18 protein-coding genes and 1 pseudogene are annotated in these 17,952 nt (G+C 62.4%); 8 read left to right on the top strand and 11 right to left on the bottom strand.

The genetic code is table 11. From position 1 onward, the window contains the following. Positions 1 to 317: 317 nt before the first annotated feature. A complete protein-coding gene (locus RX328_RS24730; protein WP_213250113.1) occupies positions 318 to 719 on the bottom strand; it encodes an SPW repeat protein in 402 nt (133 codons plus the stop codon). A gap of 390 nt (positions 720 to 1,109) precedes the next feature. On the opposite strand from RX328_RS24730, the gene RX328_RS24725 reads away from it, so the two are divergent. After that, entirely contained in the window at positions 1,110 to 1,382 is a 273-nt protein-coding gene (locus RX328_RS24725) for a GNAT family N-acetyltransferase (RefSeq protein WP_213250115.1), read from the top strand. A 141-nt stretch (positions 1,383 to 1,523) separates the two neighbouring features. On the opposite strand, the pseudogene RX328_RS24720 reads toward RX328_RS24725, so the two are convergent. Both RX328_RS24720 and RX328_RS24715 read right to left on the bottom strand, forming a co-directional pair. Continuing rightward, positions 1,524 to 2,314 (bottom strand): annotated as a pseudogene (locus RX328_RS24720) (fumarylacetoacetate hydrolase family protein). Positions 2,315 to 2,471: 157 nt separating this feature from the next. Beyond that, positions 2,472 to 2,849, bottom strand: a complete 378-nt coding sequence (locus RX328_RS24715) for a DUF3597 domain-containing protein (protein WP_213250117.1) — start codon at positions 2,847 to 2,849, stop codon at positions 2,472 to 2,474. 293 nt (positions 2,850 to 3,142) lie between these two features. Between RX328_RS24715 and RX328_RS24710 the strand changes: the two genes are divergently transcribed. The 5 genes from RX328_RS24710 to RX328_RS24690 all read left to right on the top strand — a co-directional run bounded on the left by RX328_RS24710 (position 3,143) and on the right by RX328_RS24690 (position 8,429). Further along, on the top strand, positions 3,143 to 4,054 hold the full coding sequence (locus RX328_RS24710; RefSeq protein ID WP_213250119.1) for a DUF2189 domain-containing protein: 912 nt from the start codon (positions 3,143 to 3,145) through the stop codon (positions 4,052 to 4,054). Between the two features lie 210 nt (positions 4,055 to 4,264). Continuing rightward, positions 4,265 to 5,077 (top strand): lytic transglycosylase domain-containing protein, encoded by an 813-nt coding sequence (locus tag RX328_RS24705; RefSeq protein WP_213250121.1) that lies wholly within the window; start codon positions 4,265 to 4,267, stop codon positions 5,075 to 5,077. A 468-nt stretch (positions 5,078 to 5,545) separates the two neighbouring features. Then, positions 5,546 to 5,698 (top strand): DUF1127 domain-containing protein, encoded by a 153-nt coding sequence (locus tag RX328_RS24700; protein WP_074278622.1) that lies wholly within the window; start codon positions 5,546 to 5,548, stop codon positions 5,696 to 5,698. 189 nt (positions 5,699 to 5,887) lie between these two features. Further along, on the top strand, positions 5,888 to 7,321 hold the full coding sequence (gene trmFO / locus RX328_RS24695; RefSeq protein ID WP_213250123.1) for a methylenetetrahydrofolate--tRNA-(uracil(54)-C(5))-methyltransferase (FADH(2)-oxidizing) TrmFO: 1,434 nt from the start codon (positions 5,888 to 5,890) through the stop codon (positions 7,319 to 7,321). Positions 7,322 to 7,325: 4 nt separating this feature from the next. Next, the gene (locus tag RX328_RS24690) at positions 7,326 to 8,429 is read left to right on the top strand and encodes a serine/threonine protein kinase (RefSeq protein WP_213250125.1); all 1,104 of its coding nucleotides are present in this window, start codon (positions 7,326 to 7,328) and stop codon (positions 8,427 to 8,429) included. Between the two features lie 152 nt (positions 8,430 to 8,581). On the opposite strand, the gene RX328_RS24685 is transcribed toward RX328_RS24690, so the two are convergent. The 5 genes from RX328_RS24685 to yajC all read right to left on the bottom strand — a co-directional run bounded on the left by RX328_RS24685 (position 8,582) and on the right by yajC (position 12,931). Beyond that, entirely contained in the window at positions 8,582 to 9,445 is an 864-nt protein-coding gene (locus tag RX328_RS24685) for a phytoene/squalene synthase family protein (RefSeq protein WP_213250127.1), read from the bottom strand. Next, positions 9,442 to 9,837: an Mth938-like domain-containing protein gene (locus RX328_RS24680; protein ID WP_213250129.1), complete on the bottom strand. Its 396-nt coding sequence runs from the start codon at positions 9,835 to 9,837 to the stop codon at positions 9,442 to 9,444. Before RX328_RS24680 ends, RX328_RS24685 begins: the two co-directional genes overlap by 4 nt. A 66-nt stretch (positions 9,838 to 9,903) precedes the next feature. Continuing rightward, positions 9,904 to 10,905, bottom strand: a complete 1,002-nt coding sequence (gene secF, locus RX328_RS24675) for a protein translocase subunit SecF (protein WP_213250131.1) — start codon at positions 10,903 to 10,905, stop codon at positions 9,904 to 9,906. 10 nt (positions 10,906 to 10,915) lie between these two features. Beyond that, entirely contained in the window at positions 10,916 to 12,514 is a 1,599-nt protein-coding gene (gene secD / locus RX328_RS24670; protein ID WP_213250133.1) for a protein translocase subunit SecD, read from the bottom strand. A 54-nt stretch (positions 12,515 to 12,568) separates the two neighbouring features. Further along, entirely contained in the window at positions 12,569 to 12,931 is a 363-nt protein-coding gene (gene yajC / locus RX328_RS24665; protein ID WP_028345926.1) for a preprotein translocase subunit YajC, read from the bottom strand. 194 nt (positions 12,932 to 13,125) lie between these two features. On the opposite strand from yajC, the gene RX328_RS24660 reads away from it, so the two are divergent. Further along, positions 13,126 to 14,109, top strand: coding sequence for an ATP-binding protein (locus tag RX328_RS24660; RefSeq protein WP_213250135.1), 984 nt, complete (start codon positions 13,126 to 13,128; stop codon positions 14,107 to 14,109). Between the two features lie 113 nt (positions 14,110 to 14,222). Here the strand turns inward: RX328_RS24660 and RX328_RS24655 are convergent, their stop codons facing one another. Further along, positions 14,223 to 15,593 (bottom strand): peptidoglycan DD-metalloendopeptidase family protein, encoded by a 1,371-nt coding sequence (locus tag RX328_RS24655; RefSeq protein ID WP_213250137.1) that lies wholly within the window; start codon positions 15,591 to 15,593, stop codon positions 14,223 to 14,225. Positions 15,594 to 15,702: 109 nt separating this feature from the next. Then, positions 15,703 to 16,347: a protein-L-isoaspartate(D-aspartate) O-methyltransferase gene (locus tag RX328_RS24650; RefSeq protein ID WP_213250139.1), complete on the bottom strand. Its 645-nt coding sequence runs from the start codon at positions 16,345 to 16,347 to the stop codon at positions 15,703 to 15,705. 259 nt (positions 16,348 to 16,606) lie between these two features. Here RX328_RS24650 and RX328_RS24645 point away from each other — a divergent pair, with 259 nt between their 5' ends. Beyond that, positions 16,607 to 16,984, top strand: coding sequence for a response regulator (locus RX328_RS24645; protein WP_082637436.1), 378 nt, complete (start codon positions 16,607 to 16,609; stop codon positions 16,982 to 16,984). 143 nt (positions 16,985 to 17,127) lie between these two features. Here the strand turns inward: RX328_RS24645 and surE are convergent, their stop codons facing one another. Further along, the gene (gene surE / locus RX328_RS24640) at positions 17,128 to 17,895 is read right to left on the bottom strand and encodes a 5'/3'-nucleotidase SurE (RefSeq protein WP_213250141.1); all 768 of its coding nucleotides are present in this window, start codon (positions 17,893 to 17,895) and stop codon (positions 17,128 to 17,130) included. Between the last annotated feature and the right edge of the window lie 57 nt (positions 17,896 to 17,952).

Below are 17,952 nucleotides of genomic sequence, written 5' to 3'. Positions count from 1 at the left end.
ATTACGCTTCGGATAACAGTCATAGACATCTCATTGCAACGATAGCAGAAAGCCCGCGGTCAGCTCAAATCCGCCGTCGGACGCTACTGGCCATGATAACTTCCCGGCCGGCCGACCGGCATCACCATGACCCAGCCACGCATTTGCGTCCATAAGCCCCGCGCAATGGTTTGCGTCGGCCAATGGCAGATCGATGACATCAAGGATGCCGTCGACGGCAGCCCGTGATCGGTCCGCGTCCTGTTTAGCGTCTCATTCAAGTCTTAGGATTGAATCGAGAGCCCGCCAGCCATGTGGAGCAGACGGGCTCTCCTGAATTATTGCGGATGATTGGCCAGGTCCTGATCGCTCAAGCGCCAGTCCTGCCAGAGCTGAAGGGCGCCAAGCAGGGCGACGATTCCACCGAGGGCGATGTGCCAGGCCCGAAGCATGTCGTCGCCGGCGTAGCCGAACATGAAGGGCGAGGCGGCCAGCCAGAGGCCGAGCGCGATCTCCCCCACCTCCTCCCAACGTTGCAGTGCGACATATTCGAGCTGGGCCAGACCGAAGACCAGCATGCCCACGACGAACGTATTGAGGATCATGGTGCTACGTTCGGCATCCATCACGTCGTGGCTGGAGAAGGGAAACCACGGCGATATCACGATCAGCACGCCAAGGAGCATGCCAAGCCAGTCTTCCCACGTGCGATGCTTGCTGAAGAAACCAAAGCCCGACATTGTAGACCTCCCCTTGAAAAGAGGCATACGTCGGCGGCCGCGATCACAACACTTCCGATACCTAGCCCAGACCCGGCCGCCTCAGCAGCGTATGTCACCCGAAAGACGTAGGAACCCCGCCCCCGGTTGCAAGGCCTCGCCCGCAAAGATCCTGTGCGCGTGCGCGTCCCCTTTGCGCTGCACCGAGCCGCTGCAGGCTCTCGCGATTGCACCAGCCGGCTCGTTGAGGCGGTCGGGCGCCGATATCACCGCGCTGCCCGGCAATGCTGGCGGTCAGGCTCAAGACAGCATATCAGCAAACCCCAGCGAGCCAGTTGTCCCTTCGTCGCTGGTTTGCATCGACGGGTTCATGTCCCTAAATGAAACGGTGAATGATCCGGGAATCGCTGCATGGCCGCCGTCCGCGACAACAAGACTCAAAACCGTTTCGAACTCGACGTCGATGGCGCCGTGGCGTTCGCGAATTATCGCATCACGCCCGCGGCGGTCATCATCACCCATACCGAAACGCCGCGCGCCCTGCGCGGCCGCGGCATCGCTTCTGAGCTGATCAGGGGCGCGCTCGAACTGATCCGCGCCGACGGACGCAAGGTCATCGCCGGCTGCGGCTTTGTCGTGGATTATCTGCGCAGAAACCCGGAATTTGCCGACCTGACGGCGTGATGGTTCTTGTAGCCCGGATGGAGCCAACGGGTCGCGCGAATGCGCGCCCGATGACAGGCTCCGCACAATCCGGGATCAGTTTCCCCTCGGCAAGAAGCCCCGGATTCGCTTCGCTCCATCCGGCCTACGGAATGATAAACCTTACGTAATCCGGATCGACATATCCGGCAGGCCGTCGAGCTTGCACAGGATAACGTCGCCCTTCACGACGGGACCGACGTTTTCCGGCGTGCCCGAATAGATGATGTCACCCGCCTTGAGTTCGAAAGCTTCCGAAAGCTTGGCGATTTGCTCCGCCAATTCCAGATCATATTCCGCAGATCGGAGTTTTGCTTAACGGTGCCATTCACCGCCAGCGAGATCGCGCCCTTGGTAAAATGGCCGGTCTTCGTGGCTGGATGAATCGGCCCGAGCACCGCGGAGCGATCAAAGCTCTTGCCGATTTCCCATGGCTTCTTCTCGTCGCCCATCGCCCGCTGCAGATCGCGCCGCGTCATGTCGAGGCCTAACGCATAGCCGTAGACATGATCGAGCGCCTGCTCCACGGGGATCTTGGTGCCGCCCGACTTCAGCGCCGCCACCAGCTCGACCTCATAGTGATAGTTCTTGGTCAGCGACGGATAGGGATGATCGCCAACCGTACCGATGGCGACATTTTGGATCGCGTCGGTCGGCTTTTGAAAGAAGAACGGCGGCTCGCGATCAGGATCCGAGCCCATTTCGCGGGCATGCGCGGCATAGTTGCGCCCGATACAATAGATCCGCCGCACCGGAAAAACATCGGTCTCGCCGACAATGGGTATGGTCGTCGTGCCAACCGGAAAGATCGATTTCGGGCCGGCCTGCGCTGCAGCCGTGTCATTTTGCGCCGCTGTACCCGCCAGCACCAGCGCGCCGGTGGCCAGAATGGTCCGGCGATCAACATTGCTCATTGGCATCCTCCTTGTTTTACGAGTCTTCTTGTCCACCTGCATCTACCGTGTTTTCTCCGCGAAGCGGATACCGGTTGCGCGTTTGCTGCTTTGCAATCGCACCAAAAAAGAAGGCCCGCGCCGCCGCGGGCCTTCACATGTCGGGGCGAGCGAAGCGTCAGTGCTTGATGTCGGGCGGCAGCTTGCCGCCATTGGCGGCCAACTTGGCCATGACCTGCTTGTGCAGCCAGATGTTCATGCTGGCGGAATCGTTGCTGTCGCCGGTATAGCCGAGTTCTTTCGCAAGATCCTTGCGCGCGGCGAAGCTGGAATCGATGTCGAGCGCCTTCATCAGATCGACGATCGAGGTGCGCCACTCCAGCTTCTCACCCTTGGCTTTCACCGCCTGATCAAGGATCGGCGCGACATCGACGGTCGCCGCAGGTGCCGCGGCCGCACCGGATGATCCGCCTCCCGCAGCCGCACTGCCGCCAGCCGGCGCGGCGTCTGCCTTGGTGCCGAATATCGCGCTCATGATTTTTCCGAAAATGCTCATCGTTCGCTCCCAATGAGTTGAGGATGGGGTGAGTCTTTGGAGGCACTGTTTTGACCGGCAGCACCACGCCGGGATCGCTTGCAAGTCTAACCACCCAGGCGGAGCTTGCCAACGAAACATTCACCTAAGCGTGAGTGGGTTTGTTGCTGTTTGGGAGTACGTTGTCGGGACAGTTCGCGACGTGGCTAGTTCCAACCTCTGTCTTCGCGTCTGGCCTGATCGTGATCGTTTTATGAAATGGCGCATTTGCGTCTTTCGATTGGCACAATGCGACCGCGAGGGAGACGACGACCATGGCCACATTTCACGGCAATGTCACATCAATGGCGCAGCGCGCACCGGACACCGCTGCCGCGCCAGTCATCCGAACCATCGGCTTCGCCGAACTCGGTCGCGCGTTGCGGCGCGGTTGGGAAGATTTCAAGGCGGTGCCAAGCCACGCCATCGTCCTGTGCGTGATCTATCCCGTTCTCGGACTGGTGCTGGCACGCGCCGTTCTCGGCTATTCCGTCATACCGCTGTTGTTTCCGCTGGCCGCCGGCTTTGCCCTGATCGGTCCATTTGCTGCACTCGGCCTCTACGAGATGAGCCGCCGTCGTGAACGCGGCGAGCAGGCAACCGCTTGGGACGCGCTCGAAGTGCTCCGCTCGCCGTCGTTCGGCGCGATGCTTGGACTCGGCGTGCTGCTGCTGGCACTTTTCGTGACCTGGGTGGCGACCGCGCAGGCGATCTACATCGCTGCGTTCGGCTATGCGGGAGCGACTGGCTTTTCCGATTTCGCGACGCGCGTGCTGACGACGCCACAAGGCTGGTGGCTGATCGTGGTTGGCTGCGGCGTCGGATTCCTATTCGCGCTTGTCGCGCTCTGCATCAGCGTGGTCTCGTTCCCGCTGATGCTGGACCGTCATGCCGGCGCTGGCGATGCGATGGTGACCTCGCTGCGCGCGGTCGCGTGCAACCCGGCTCCGATGGCGGCTTGGGGTTTGATCGTCGCGGTGCTGCTGGTCGCGGGAACGCTGCCGTTCTTCCTCGGCCTTGCCGTCGTCATCCCGCTGCTCGGGCACGCTACCTGGCATCTCTATCGGGAGACGATAGAGCCGGAACTCAATCCGCAGCCGCTTCCGCCACGTGCACACCGCGAACGGAAGCCTGCGGCCGATTTCCCGGCCAATCTGTTCCCCTGGCGGCGCAGGGATAACGTATAGGCCTGCACGGAACCGGATTAACCAGACCGCCGGTCGAATCCGACCGGCGGTTTGGCTGCTCACCTCTTGCTAACGATGAATTGAGCACATTCAACGAAATGGCATTGCAGGCACCTACATAAGCCTTGTTTTGGCCGACCTTGCTTCGAACATTCGGCGTGGCGTCGACGCTAACCCCGAAGACGCATCGATCGTGGAGCGAACGGCACGATGATCTCTCGCCTTTCCCTGCGCGCCCTGACCTTGGGCGCGCTGTTACTGACCTCTGCGGCCGCGCTCGCGGCGCCCTGCGGCACGGGCCCATTCGAAACATGGCTGGAAGACTTCAAGAAGGAAGCGGCCTCCAAGGGAATATCGGCGTCCGCCATCCAGGCCGGCTTGACCGGCGTCACGTTCGACAAGAGCGTGCTGGCCCGCGACCAATCGCAAAAGGTCTTCAGCCAGAGTTTTGAGGAATTCTCCGGCCGCATGGTCCCGCCCCGGCTGACGCGAGGCTCCAACATGCTCAAGCAATACGGCTCGGTGCTCGGGCGCATCGAACAGGCGTATGGCGTGCCCGGCGAAGTGCTTGTGGCGATCTGGGGCCTGGAAACCGATTTCGGCGTCAACATCGGAAAATTTTCAACGCTGCGCTCGCTGGCGACGCTGGCTTACGATTGCCGCCGCACCGACATGTTCAAGGCCGAGTTGATGGACGCACTACGCATCGTCGAGCGCGGCGATATCGCGCCGCAGGACATGCGCGGCGCCTGGGCCGGCGAAATCGGTCAGACCCAGTTCATGCCGTCGTCCTACGTCAAGTTCGCGGTCGACTTCGACGGCAACGGGCGCCGCGACCTCCTGCGCAGCCCGCCCGACGTGCTGGCCTCGACCGCCAACTTCCTCGCCAACCACGGCTGGCAGCGTGGCAAGGACTGGGAGCCCGGCGGCGCCAATTTCGCTGCGATCAAGGAGTGGAACAAGAGCGAGGTCTACGCCAAGACCATCGCCCATTTCGCGACGCAGCTTTCGCGCGCGCCTTAACACGAGTTCAAAGGGTTGGGGTCGCCGCTGCAAACCGCTTTGCGGCAGCCGCGCTGCGCGCTATCTGTCATAATGATTGAATATATATTCACTTCATTTCGGCAACGGCATGCGATTCGTGCATAAGAAAATTACAAAACGTCCGCAGTTTCCGCATGTTTTGTCCGTCTTGAGAGTCTTCGAGCTGATTTCCCGGGGTCGTTGCTCACCAGCGAAGGGTTATCTGATGATTACGAGAAACCCGCAAATCTACGGCATTATTCTACTTGTTCGACGCACGCCATCACGCACTTCTGCCGGCTAATCCGCTCCCATGTCGAAAGGTTAAGCGGCTGTTACCGGCGTTATGCGTTTTATGATTAGCTGCATCGCAACATCGAAACTTCTGCACTGCAAAATATAAGCTATATTCATTTCAACGATGAAGCCATCCTCCAAGGGCTGAATCGTAACTGCAAGGAGACTACCATGTTGCTCTCGCTCATCCGCATGATCCAGGCATTCCGGGATTATCAGCGCAATGTCAGCGAACTGTCCCAGCTCAGCGATCGGGAACTGGCCGATATCGGCCTTGATCGTTCGGACATTCCGCGCGTTGCCGCCGGAAACTATAACGGCTGATCTCTCTGTCAGCCGCCTGATGGCCGGATAACGCCCGCCCCCGCTGCGGGCGTTGTCGTGTGGGCTTTGATCTTGACGCATTTTCTTCACGCGAACCGGGATCCACCCCGGATCAAGTCCGGGGCAGGCTTTCGCTTGAAACCGCTATGGTAGGTGCGCTTGGCGCGAAAACGCGCTAACCCTGCGCCCATGATTTCCTCTACTCCCCAAACTGACACCGTCCATGTGATTGGCGGCGGCCTTGCCGGCTCGGAAGCGGCCTGGCAGATCGCCAATGCGGGCGTTCGCGTCGTCCTGCACGAGATGCGCCCCTCGCGAATGACCGAGGCGCACCGCACCGAGGGTCTGGCCGAGCTCGTCTGCTCCAACTCGTTCCGCTCGGACGATGCCGCCAATAACGCTGTCGGGCTGCTGCATGCCGAGATGCGCCGGCTGGGCTCGCTGATCATGCGCTCCGCGGACGCCAACCAAGTGCCCGCCGGTGGGGCGCTGGCGGTCGACCGCGACGGGTTTTCCGCCGCCGTCACCCGCGCCTTGCACGACCATCCCCTGATCGAGATCGAGCGTTCGGAAATCGCCGGCCTGCCGCCCACCGAATGGGGCAACGTGATCGTTGCGACCGGCCCCCTCACCTCGGCGCCGCTGGCCGAGGCCATTCGCGAATTGACGGACGAGAACGCGCTGGCGTTCTTCGATGCGATCGCGCCGATCGTGCACAAGGATTCCATCGACATGTCGGTGGCGTGGTTTCAGTCGCGCTACGACAAGGTCGGGCCCGGCGGCACCGGCGCCGACTACATCAACTGCCCGATGACGAAGGAGCAATACGACGCGTTCGTTGCGGCATTGCTGGCCGGCGAGAAGGTAGATTTCAAGGAATGGGAGACCAACACGCCGTACTTCGATGGCTGCCTGCCGGTCGAGGTGATGGCCGAACGCGGCCACGAGACGCTGCGGCACGGACCGATGAAGCCGGTGGGGCTCACCGATCCGCACTATCCGACGGTCAAGCCTTACGCCATCGTGCAGTTGCGACAGGACAATAAACTCGGCACGCTCTACAACATGGTCGGCTTCCAGACCAAGCTGAACTACGGCGCGCAGCAGCGCGTGTTTCGTACTATTCCGGGCCTCGAGAACGCCGAATTCGCGCGGCTCGGCGGCCTGCATCGCAACACCTTCCTGAACTCGCCAAAGCTGCTGGATGGCCAGTTGCGCCTACGCGCGCAGCCGCGGCTGCGCTTTGCCGGCCAGATGACCGGCTGCGAGGGCTATGTGGAATCCGCCAGCATCGGCCTGATCGCAGGTCTCTATGCCGCGGCAAATGCGCGAGGACAGTCGCTCGAACCGCCGCCTGCGACCACGGCGTTGGGCTCGCTGCTCGGGCATATCACCGGCGGCCACATCGAAACGATCGAGGCCGGAACACGCTCGTTCCAGCCGATGAACATCAATTTTGGCCTATTCCCGCCGCTTGCCAGCGCGCCGACCAAGAAGGCCGATGGCACACGGTTGCGTGGCAACGAGAGGACGGTCGCCAAGAAGCAGGCGCTCAGCGCGCGCGCCTTGTCCGATCTCGATCGCTGGATCGCCGATCATCTGCGCGTAGCAGCGGCGGCGTAGCATCATGGGCTTGCCGAAAGACGACGCTGCCATTCTGTCGGCGCGATGGATCGAAGGCGTGCTTTTGAAGCGCGACGTGTTCTCGACTGTTGAACGCGGCCGCTTTCGCGACGATTCCGATGAGGTCGATGCCGTGCTGCGCCGGCTCGATCAGGTGCCGGTCTGGTCATATCCGCTCGCCCGCCATCTATTCGTCCGCGAGCGCCGCGCGCTGGCGCTGGCGCGCGATCTCGACGTCGGCCCGAGACTGCTATGGGCCGGACGGCGGGCACTGGTGCGCGGCTTCATCGACGGCGTCGCGCTGCACCTGGCAAAACCCCATGGCGACATCGCCTATTTCCGCTCGGCCAAGCTGGCCTTGCGCAGGCTGCACCGCGCCGGCATCTGCCACAACGATCTCGCCAAGGAGCAGAACTGGCTGGTGGGCCGCAACGGCCGCGCCTACCTCACCGATTTCCAACTCGCGGCGTGCTTCAAGTCCCGCAGCCGGCTGTTCCGGATCGCGGCCTACGAGGATCTGCGGCATCTCCTCAAGCACAAGCGCAGCTACGCGCCGGCGGCGCTGACGCCGATGGAACGCAAGATTCTGGCGCGCAAATCCTTCGTCGCCAGTATCTGGCTCAAGACCGGCAAGAAGGTCTATCAGGCCATCACCCGCGGCCTGTTCAACTTCACCGATCGCGAAGGCGGCGGCCGCCGCCTGGTCAACGATGCGCCGGTGCTGAGCGCGCTGATCAGGAAAAATCCAGAAGTGCGCGATACCGCCATTGTCGCGTTCGCCGACCGCCGTACCGGTGTCGGGCTATATGCCTTCGTCGAAGCCGACGAGGTCGCGCTGGAAAAGCAGTTGCGTAGCGAGCTTTCCTCGGCCAAAGGCGTCAAACCGCCCGAGCATATCCAGGTGGTGCATGCCTTGCCGCGCGATGCCGCCGGCAAGCCGCGCACGGAGATTTTGCAGCTCGTCGCGATGAATCAGGTCGACCTGATCGAGCCGCTGATCACGAGCGATACCGACCGCGCCTTCCTGAAGGATATTTTGGAGAGCCGCAAGAATCTCCGCGACCGGTTCAATTTCGAGAGCAGCGAATTGAATTCGCGATCGAACTGATTGCTAGTCCCGGGCGCGATGCAGCGCACTTCGCGCTGCATCGCAGAACCGGGACCCACTTGGCGGTAATTATGGACCCCGGATCAGCAGCGCACCACGTCGCAAGTGCGACGCGCTGCGCAGCATCCGGGGAACGCCGGAAGCGCCGCCGCCTACCCGCCAAACTCCCGCGAGCGCGAGGCGCGCCAGAGCCTCCACAGCGTCCGGAGTCGTGACGTTACATGCGGCACGAACGGATCGACGTCGGCACGCGACATCCGCTCCAGATCGCGGCGGACCACCGCCAGCGGAAGAAATATCGGCCGCACCTGCGGCGGCACATGCGCGAGCAGCTCGAAAGCCGTTCCGAGATGCTTTCGGGCCTCGTCAATCAGATGATCAATCGCGGCACGCGCCTGCGGCGTCTGTTTGCCTGAAAAGACCTGCTCCATTCCGCTGCCATGTTGCTGCAGCAATTGCAGCGGAACGAAAAGCTGACGCCGCGCGGCATCGAGCGGCAGTGCCGCGATCACCTGCGCCATGCCCTGGGCGAGACCCGCATGGCGCGCGAGATGGTCGACCGCCGCCGACGGCTGTGCCGCAATCCGCGCAGCCAGCGAGAACAGCGCCGAGGCCGTGTCGGTGACATAGCCTTCGAGCGCCGCCATCGACGGCATCGGATCGTTGTAGAGGTCGAACTGGTGCTCCTCGATCAGCCGCGACAGCGGTTCGATGGGCAGGCGGAATTCGCCGATCGTCTGCAACAGTTCGGCGGCGACCGGATTGCCCTCGATACCTCCATGGCCGGCGCCTTCCAGCATGTCGGTCCACCATTGCAGCCGGATTTCACCCGGTAACGGCTGGCTGACCTGTTCGCGCACGCGCAAAATCTCAACGTTGGAGGCATAGATCGATAGCAGTGCGCGGCGCTGGACCTGAGGCAGGAACAGTGTCGAGGCGTAGCGGACAAAGTCGTGCGTGCGCACCAGATCGGCGCAGTACGCAGCGGATCCATTCGACGTCGCCGCGGCGCTCATGGCACCGCGATCAATGCCGCCGCGACGCGCCGCCGCTCACCCAGCATGATGTTGTAAGTGCGGATCGCCGGCCCCGTCTGCATCGCATCGAGCACCACGCGCACGGCGCGCAGCGCCTCGCGAAGGCCGCGCGGGGGCAGCCAGACTTCGGTGCCGGTGCCGACGATCAGCGTGTCGATCGCGTTGGCGGCCTTGAACACGCGATCCAGCGAGTATTGATCGATTTCGGCAGGCTTGGTCACCGGCCATGCCCAGATCGCATCCGGCAGGCACAGCAGGGAACCACGATGCGACATGTCGGCGAAGGTGAAGCCGCCCTTGCCGTAAGCTTCGATCGGCGCAGACCTCGGAAGATGCGGAGCGTCCGAGGATGAGCTTGTTTGATTGGGCATGACCTTTTCCGAAAACCTGTTCCCACCCTCGGGTCCAGCCCGAGGGCATGTTTTTCGGACTATGCGCTATTTCTTCGCAGGCTTATCCGGTGCGTCGCGGTGCTCGCCCACACCGAGATAGATCAGGATCGGCGCAGCGATGAAGATCGACGTGTAGGTGCCAACCAGCAGCGCGCCGAACACCATGACGGCCGTAAAGCTGTGGATCGCGTGACCGCCGAACAACAACAGCGCCAGCAACGCCAGCGTCACCGTGACGTGGGTGATGATCGAGCGCGACAGCGTCGAATTGATGGATTCGTTCAGGAGTTGCGGCATCGGCATTTTCTTGTAGCGCCGCAGCATTTCCCGGATGCGGTCGTAGATCACGACCGTGTCGTTCAAGGAATAGCCGAGAATCGTGAGTAGCGCCGCGATACTGGTGAGGTCGAAATCGACCTGCGAGATCGACATGAAGCCGATCGTCAGCACGATATCGTGGACGTTGGCGATCATGGCGCCGAGCGCGAACTGCCACTCGAACCGGAACCAGAGATAGATCAGGATGCCGACGATCGCGAGCATCAGGCCGAGCATGCCGTAAGCCAGCAGTTCGCCGGAGACGCGCGGTCCCACCACTTCGACGCGGCGGTATTCGACGCTGTCGCCGAGCGCGCCGCGGACCTTGGTCACCGCCTCCTGCTGCGCCTTGTCGCCACCGGGCTGTTCGGCAACGCGGATCAGGACGTTATCCGCTTCACCGAACTGCTGAAGCTGGACTTCGCCGAGGCCGAGTGTGCTGAGCTTGGCCCGCATCGCGGCGATGTCGGCGGGACCGGACTTGGACTGCACCTCCAGCAGCGTACCGCCTCTGAAGTCGATGCCGAAATTCAGCCCGTGGGTGAAGAACAGCACGATCGCAAAAATCGAAAGTGCGGCCGAAATGGGAAAGCTGATGCGGCGAAAGCGCGTGAAATCGAAATGCGTATCGTCAGGAACGATGCGCAGCGGCGGCAACAGATCGAAGATGGCGACGATGGTCAGTATGACGACCAGAACGCCCAGCGCAATGAGAACGTATTGAGTCACGGTGGGGTTCCTAGATCGGCACGGTCTTCGGCCGCTTCCACCATACCCAGCCGGCAACGATCAGGCTGGTGAGCGTAAACGCTGTAAAGACCGTGGTGATAATGCCGATGCCGAGCGTGACGGCGAAGCCGCGAACCGGGCCAGTGCCGATGTAGAACAGCACCGCAGCGGCGATGAAGGTGGTGATGTTGGAGTCCAGAATTGTCGCCAATGCGCGCCGGAATCCCGCGTCGATCGCCGAAATCGCGTTGCGCCCGCCGCGCAATTCCTCGCGGATGCGCTCATAAATCAGAACGTTGGAGTCGACCGCAATACCAACTGTCAACACGACACCGGCAATGCCGGGCAGCGTCAGCGTGGCGTTGAGCAGCGACAGGATTCCGAAGATCATCGCAACGTTGATGGCGACAGCGATGTTGGCGAACACGCCGAACAGCCGGTAGGTCAGCAGCATGAATGCGATGACCATGATCGAGCCGACATAGGCTGCGAGCTTGCCCTTCTCGATCGAGTCCTGCCCGAGGCCGGGACCGACGGTGCGCTCTTCAACGACGGTGAGCGGCGCTGGCAACGCGCCTGCACGCAACAGAACCGCCAGATCGTTGGCGGCCTGCACGGTGAAGCTGCCGGAAATCTGACCGGAGCCACCGGTGATCGGCTCGCGAATCACGGGCGCTGAGATCACTTCATTGTCGAGCACGATCGCAAAGGGCAAGCCGACATTTTCTGTGGTCGCTTGGGCGAATTTGCGTGCACCTGACGTGTTGAAGCGGAAGCTGACGATCGGCTCATTGGTGCGCTGATCAAATCCGGGCTGCGCGTCGGTGAGATCACCGCCTGACACCAGCACCTGTCGCTTGATGACGTAAGGGGTTTTTGGCGACGACGCACTCATCAGCACTTCTGATTCCGGAGGCACCCGACCCTGGGCCTGGTCTGGCGACACAGTCGTATCGACCATGCGGAATTCCATCTTGGCGGTCTTGCCCAGCAGTTCTTTCAGGCGCGTCGGGTCCTGCAAGCCCGGCACCTGCACCAGAATTCGGTCGGCGCCCTGACGCTGGATAAGCGGCTCGACCGTGCCGAGCTCGTTGACGCGCCGCTCCACGATCTGAATCGATTGCTCGATGGTCCGGCGGAGAAGGTCGGTGATCGCGGCCTGTGGCACCGTAAGCCGCAGCAGCCCGCCCCCGGCATCGGTCACGTCGAGGCTGCGCTGGCCGCTGGATCCGAGCAGCCCCCCGAGCGGTTGCGACAACTCGCGCAGCTTCGACAGCGCCGTAGGCAGGTCAGTGTCCTTCGTGATGCGGATCTCGACGGCATCATTGCGAACGTTAAGACCGGTGTAGTTTATCTTGGCGTCGCGCAGCACCCGCCGAGCGTCGTCGCGGACCTGGTCGAGTCTCTGCTTCTTCACGTAATTGGAATCGACTTCGAGCAGCAGATATGATCCGCCCTGCAAATCGAGGCCGAGCACGATGTGGCGCTGCGCCCACACCGGCCAGGTCTTCACCCGCTCCTGGGAAAAGAAGTTCGGAACCGCGAACAGGCAGACGATAAACGCGGTCAGAATGATCGCCAGCGCCTTCCACCGCGAGAAATACAACATCGAGTAGACCCGTCAGATCCAGGAAAATGCGCCGCGGCAAGCGGCGCCGAAAACTCAGCTCGCGGACGTCTCGTCCTTGGCCTCACTCTTTTCCTTGGCTGGCTCGCCTTTGGCCCGAACGCCCGAAATCATCTGCCGCATCTGGCGCACGCGGACGCCGTCCGAAATTTCGAACTCGATCTGGTCGTCGTCCACCACCTTGGTCACCTTGCCGACCAGGCCGCCCGAGGTGACGACCGTGTCGCCGCGGCGGATATTTTTGACCAGTTCCTGGTGATCCTTGATCTTCTTCTGCTGCGGTCGCAGAATCAGGAAGTACATGATCACGAAGATCAGTGCGAACGGCAGCAGCGACATCAACATGCTGTTCGCATCGCCGCCGGCTGCAGCCTGGGCGTACGCAGGGGTAATCAGCATTCGAACAATCCTCGTGAGACGGGAAAGAACCGGCCATGCCTGGGCTTAGCGCCTTGGGCAAATCGCCGGTCCGGGCAAATTCGCGCGGACTATAGCGGCGGCGGGCCCAATTGCAACGTTGGCCGCCCCCTCATTTAGGCCGCTTGCGAGAGCTTCCAAGGCCCGTTAAGGCTGCGCCGTCAGGAACTCGGGAAATGTCGAAAAAAGCCAAGAAAACTGCGGCTCAAACAGCGCCCCGCGCCACCTCTAAAGCCGTCTCGCGCGGGCAACCGAAAACCGCGACAAAACGTCCGGCAAACGCGCTTAATGGGGCCACCGCCGAGCGGATCGCAACCGCGCTGGAAGCCATCGCGGTCCACCTTTCCGCGGCCTCGCCGGCGGCGGCAAGCCCCGACTCGTTTCGCTCCGCGGACGCCTTTGTCTGGCATCCGGACGGGCGCCTTTCGCCGGTACCGCGCGTCAGCCGCGTCGACCTCGGCCTGCTCAAGGGCATCGACCGGATGCGCGACATCCTGATCGAAAATACCGAGCGCTTTGCCGACGGCCTGCCCGCCAACAATGCACTGTTGTGGGGCGCGCGCGGCATGGGCAAGTCGTCGCTGGTGAAGGCCACTCATGCGAGCATCAACGTTGACCGCAAACCGGCCGACCGGCTCAAACTGATCGAGATTCATCGCGAGGATATCGAAAGCCTGCCCGGCCTGATGGATCTCCTACGCAGCTCCGATTTCCGCTTCATCGTGTTCTGCGACGACCTCTCCTTCGACGGCAATGACGCCTCCTACAAGTCGCTGAAAGCGGTGCTGGAAGGCGGGATCGAAGGGCGCCCCGACAACGTGATCCTCTACGCGACCTCAAACCGGCGGCATCTCCTGGCGCGCGAGATGATCGAGAACGAACGCTCGACCGCGATCAATCCGGGCGAAGCCGTCGAGGAGAAGGTGTCGCTATCGGACCGGTTTGGCCTGTGGCTCGGCTTTCACCGCTGCAGCCAGGATGAATATCTGGCGATGGTCCGCGGCTATTGCGGCCATTTCGGCATCAAGATTGCCGACGAAGAACTCGAGCGCGAGGCGCTGGAATGGTCGACGACACGCGGCTCCCGCTCGGGGCGCGTGGCTTGGCAGTTCACGCAGGAATTGGCGGGACGGTTAGGTGTGAGGCTGGCGGGGAAGTGACCGTTCAGGAGAGGCTGTAGCCCGGATGGAGCGAAGCGCAATCCGGGATCAGTCTGGCCACTGGCGAGAGCCGCCCCCGGATTTCGCTTCGCTCCATCCGGGCTACGCTTGTGTCACGCCCCGTTCAGGAATTGAAGCGGGTCAACCGGCGATGATCCCTTACGGATCTCGAAGTGGAGCTGCGGCGAACTCACCTCACCCGATTGACCCGATTTGGCAATGATCTGGCCGCGCTTGATTGTATCGCCGCGCTTCACCAGCAGTTCACTCGCATGGGCATATGCGGTGACGTAACCGTTGGAGTGCCGCACCAGAACCAGATTGCCGTAACCCTTGAGCTCGTTGCCGGAATAGGCGACCACGCCATCTTCCGCGGCTTTCACCGGTGTTCCTTCCGGCACCGCCAGGTTAATACCGTCATTCGATTTGCCGTTGGTCTTGGCGCCATAGCTCGTGATCACCTTGCCGCGCACCGGCCAGCGGAAGGTCGGCAGCGCGCCGGTGGCTTCGCTGGGCTTGACCGAGGCTTGCTCGACGACGGGCTTCTCTTCGGTGACGTTGGTGGTCGCCTGTGCCAGCCGGGCGCTCTGCGGCGGACCACCGGCCGAGGCCACCTTGGTCGCCGGTGCCGCAACCGCTGCGACCGGCTGGGCGGGAGCTGCGGCAACAGGCTGAGCCGCCGGAGTTGCGGCCGTGGATTTCGAACCGGGCACGGTCAGCTTCATGCCGAGGCTGAGCTTGGCGGACTGATCGAGATTGTTGGCCTTGGCAAGTTCGCTGACCGAAACCTGATTGCGCCGGGCGATGCTCATCAGCGTATCGCCGCGGTTGACGACATGGACGGTCGGCGCTGCCCCCGTGGCAACCGGCTTGCTGGCCGCAGGCGCGAGGGCCGGCGCGGGCGCTGCCGTCGCCGTCTGGCGCGGAATGATCAGTTGCTGGCCGGGCGACAACACGCGCGGACCCTTATAGCCATTGGCCTGCAGGATCGCAGCGGCTGAAACGTTGTAGCGCTTGGCCAGAATGTCGAGCGTGTCGCTGGTGCCGACGATGATCGTGGTGCCGCCCGGCGCAGCCGGACGCGCGGCCGCGACCGAGCGCGGCGGCACCGTAGCGGTGGTCTCGATCGGCGATTGGGACGGCGGCGCATAGGACGAGATCCCGCGCCCTCCTCCCGACACCCCGCCCGAGTTTGCAGGATAGGCGGTCGGCGCAGTGACCGCGGGCGGCGGCAAGGATTGGGACTGATATTGCGGGGCCGAGGCCTGCGGCCGGGCATATTGCGGCAGCTCGCGGCGTTCGACGGCGGGAGTGCGCACCGAACCGGTCGCTTCGGGCTGAGAAGCAAAGGGATTGGAGAATGAGGTATCGGAAAAGCGCGTCTGCATATCGGCGCTGCAGCCGGCAAAGCCGACCGACATCAGCGCCAGCACCGCGGCCTGCGGCACCCGACGCGAGCGAAGCAACTCGGCGACACGGGACATGGTTACTCACTCGTACGCAACAAAATACTGTTTTGAGTAAACACGTACCGAGTAAATAACCGCTTAACCCTTGGAATAAGATGTTGGCGGGAACCGCCAATCCGGGATTCTACAGTTCGCGCGCAATTCCCGGCAGGGCCGGGACGAAGCGGACATCGACCAATTCCTTGCGCTCAAAGCCGCTGTCCGTCCTGGTCGCCCTGACCAGGGTCTGGGTGCCATGATGGGGCCCGACCGGCGCGATCAGGATGCCGCCCGGCAGCAGCCGCTCCAGCAGCTTTTCGGGGATTTGCTCCATCGCAGCCGTCACGATGATGCGGTCGAAGTCGCCGGCGCCGGGCGGAATCTGGAAACCGTCGCCGAACATCACTTCGATATTGAAGTAGCCCAGCGCTTCGAGCCGGTCGCGCGCGGTGTCCGCCAGCGTCCGGTAGCGCTCGATGGTCAGGACATGCGCGCATAGCCGCGACAGCACCGCGGCCTGGTAGCCGGAGCCGGTCCCGATCTCGAGCACCTTGTGGTGCTTCTGCAGTTGCAACTGCTCAGTCATGTAGGCGACCACGAAGGGCTGGCTGATGGTCTGCCCGCAGGCAATGCCGAGCGCGCTGTCACGATAGGCATGGGCGCGATCGCCAGCCGCCACGAAAGCCTCGCGGGGCACCTCTTCCATGGTCCGCAGCACCGCTTGGTCGCTGATCCCCCGCCGCCGCAGAGTGAGCTGAAACATCATCTTTTCGAGCGGTTCTTGGGACATAGCGGTCTCGTGGCGGGAGTCTGCCGCCAATCCAATGCTTCGGCCTCGCCGAGATGGTAATATAGCGTCCGCGCACTTAAGGAACGATTTCCTTAAAGATTGTAGTTCCTCGCCCGGAACTGAGGCCGCGTCCCGACGTTAGAGCCCGGGAAAAATCCTTCGCGAAGAGTCTTTACGCAGCGCCTACCCGCCCATACCGACATTGCACCCAGGTCCGTTTTTTGCGAACCTTGATATTCGGAAGGGCAAGGAATCCATCATGGTAGCGACACGGCCGGCGGGCTGTTCTGTTTTCCTCGTTGAAGACGAGGTCATGATCCGCATGATGGTCGCTGACATGCTGGAAGAGTTGGGCCACAGCGTAGCCGCCGAGGCCGGCGAAATCGGCGAAGCGGTCAAGCTGGTGCAATCGACCGAATTCGACCTCGCCATTCTCGACGTCAACGTCAACGGCAAGGTGATCACGCCGGTAGCCGAACTGATCACCGCCCGCAACCGTCCGTTCATCTTTGCGACCGGCTACGGCTCCTCCGGCCTGCCCCAGGAATATCGCGACCGCCCCGCGCTGCAGAAGCCATTCCAGTTGGAAACGCTGGCCCAGGTAATCGCGTCTACGTTGAAGAGCGCGCCGGTTTAAGGCGCCGCGTGTGGCCCGGATGGAGCCAACGGGTCGCGCGAATGCGCGCCCGATGACAGGCTCCGCGCAATCCGGGATAAGTTCAGCTTGCGGCACCGTCCCCGGATTTCGCTTCGCTCCATCCGGGCTACTGGCTCACGAACTTACTTCAGCGTCGACGTCAACTCTTCCGAGAACGCCTCGTCCGTGCGATCCAGCCGCAGCGGCGTAACCGAGACGTAGCGCGCTGCCAACGCCGCGAGGTCGGTGCCGTCGGCCGGCGTGTCCATCATCGCAGCGCGTTCGAAACCGATCCAGTAATACGGATTGCCGCGGCCATCGTGGCGCTTGTCGATTTTCAGGAAACCGAGATTGCGCTTGCCCTGCCGTGTCACCCGAACGCCCTTGACCTGATCGGGTGTGCAGGCGGGAAAGTTGACGTTGATGACGGTATTTTTCGGCACCCCGGCATCGATCACCTTACGCAGGATGCCGGGGCCGAATTTCAGCGCGGTATCCCACAGCGGCGCGTGACGGGTCTCGACGGAAAATTCCTGGCTCAGCGCAAACGAGGGAATTCCCAGAATCGTGCCCTCGAGCGCGCCCGCGATCGTGCCGGAATAGACGACGTCCTCGGCGACGTTGCGGCCCTTGTTGACGCCGGACAGCACGAGGTCGGGCATCTTCTCGCCGAGGATGTGGCGTGAGCCCATGATCACGCAATCCGTCGGCGTGCCCCGCACCGCGAAATGGCGCGGACCGATTTCACGCAGCCGCAAGGGATCGTTCAGCGACAGTGAGTGCGAGACACCGGACTGATCGAGCTCCGGCGCCACGATCCAGACATCGTCGGATAGCGCGCGGGCGATCTCCTCGACGATCTTCAGACCCGGCGCATGGATGCCATCGTCGTTGGTGCAGAGAATTCGCATCCGTCAAAATGCCTTCAGGTTCAGGTCGAGGTAGGCTTTTGCCTTTGGCTGTCGTCT

The organism is Bradyrhizobium sp. sBnM-33 (assembly GCF_032917945.1).
Classification (GTDB): Bacteria; Pseudomonadota; Alphaproteobacteria; order Rhizobiales; family Xanthobacteraceae; genus Bradyrhizobium.
This window is presented reverse-complemented; position numbering and strand designations above follow the sequence as displayed.

Excerpts from the sequence above, each read along its gene's own strand:
- RX328_RS24680 (WP_213250129.1), bottom strand. The coding sequence starts at position 9,837 with ATGCCCAATCAAACAAGCTCATCCTCGGACGCTCCGCATCTTCCGAGG.
- RX328_RS24700 (WP_074278622.1), top strand. The coding sequence starts at position 5,546 with ATGTTGCTCTCGCTCATCCGCATGATCCAGGCATTCCGGGATTATCAG.
- RX328_RS24725 (WP_213250115.1), top strand. The coding sequence starts at position 1,110 with ATGGCCGCCGTCCGCGACAACAAGACTCAAAACCGTTTCGAACTCGAC.
- surE (WP_213250141.1), bottom strand. The coding sequence starts at position 17,895 with ATGCGAATTCTCTGCACCAACGACGATGGCATCCATGCGCCGGGTCTG.
- yajC (WP_028345926.1), bottom strand. The coding sequence starts at position 12,931 with ATGCTGATTACCCCTGCGTACGCCCAGGCTGCAGCCGGCGGCGATGCG.
- RX328_RS24730 (WP_213250113.1), bottom strand. The coding sequence starts at position 719 with ATGTCGGGCTTTGGTTTCTTCAGCAAGCATCGCACGTGGGAAGACTGG.
- RX328_RS24705 (WP_213250121.1), top strand. The coding sequence starts at position 4,265 with ATGATCTCTCGCCTTTCCCTGCGCGCCCTGACCTTGGGCGCGCTGTTA.
- RX328_RS24650 (WP_213250139.1), bottom strand. The coding sequence starts at position 16,347 with ATGTCCCAAGAACCGCTCGAAAAGATGATGTTTCAGCTCACTCTGCGG.
- RX328_RS24690 (WP_213250125.1), top strand. The coding sequence starts at position 7,326 with ATGGGCTTGCCGAAAGACGACGCTGCCATTCTGTCGGCGCGATGGATC.
- RX328_RS24685 (WP_213250127.1), bottom strand. The coding sequence starts at position 9,445 with ATGAGCGCCGCGGCGACGTCGAATGGATCCGCTGCGTACTGCGCCGAT.
- RX328_RS24715 (WP_213250117.1), bottom strand. The coding sequence starts at position 2,849 with ATGAGCATTTTCGGAAAAATCATGAGCGCGATATTCGGCACCAAGGCA.
- trmFO (WP_213250123.1), top strand. The coding sequence starts at position 5,888 with ATGATTTCCTCTACTCCCCAAACTGACACCGTCCATGTGATTGGCGGC.
- RX328_RS24660 (WP_213250135.1), top strand. The coding sequence starts at position 13,126 with ATGTCGAAAAAAGCCAAGAAAACTGCGGCTCAAACAGCGCCCCGCGCC.
- secD (WP_213250133.1), bottom strand. The coding sequence starts at position 12,514 with ATGTTGTATTTCTCGCGGTGGAAGGCGCTGGCGATCATTCTGACCGCG.
- RX328_RS24645 (WP_082637436.1), top strand. The coding sequence starts at position 16,607 with ATGGTAGCGACACGGCCGGCGGGCTGTTCTGTTTTCCTCGTTGAAGAC.
- RX328_RS24710 (WP_213250119.1), top strand. The coding sequence starts at position 3,143 with ATGGCCACATTTCACGGCAATGTCACATCAATGGCGCAGCGCGCACCG.
- RX328_RS24655 (WP_213250137.1), bottom strand. The coding sequence starts at position 15,593 with ATGTCCCGTGTCGCCGAGTTGCTTCGCTCGCGTCGGGTGCCGCAGGCC.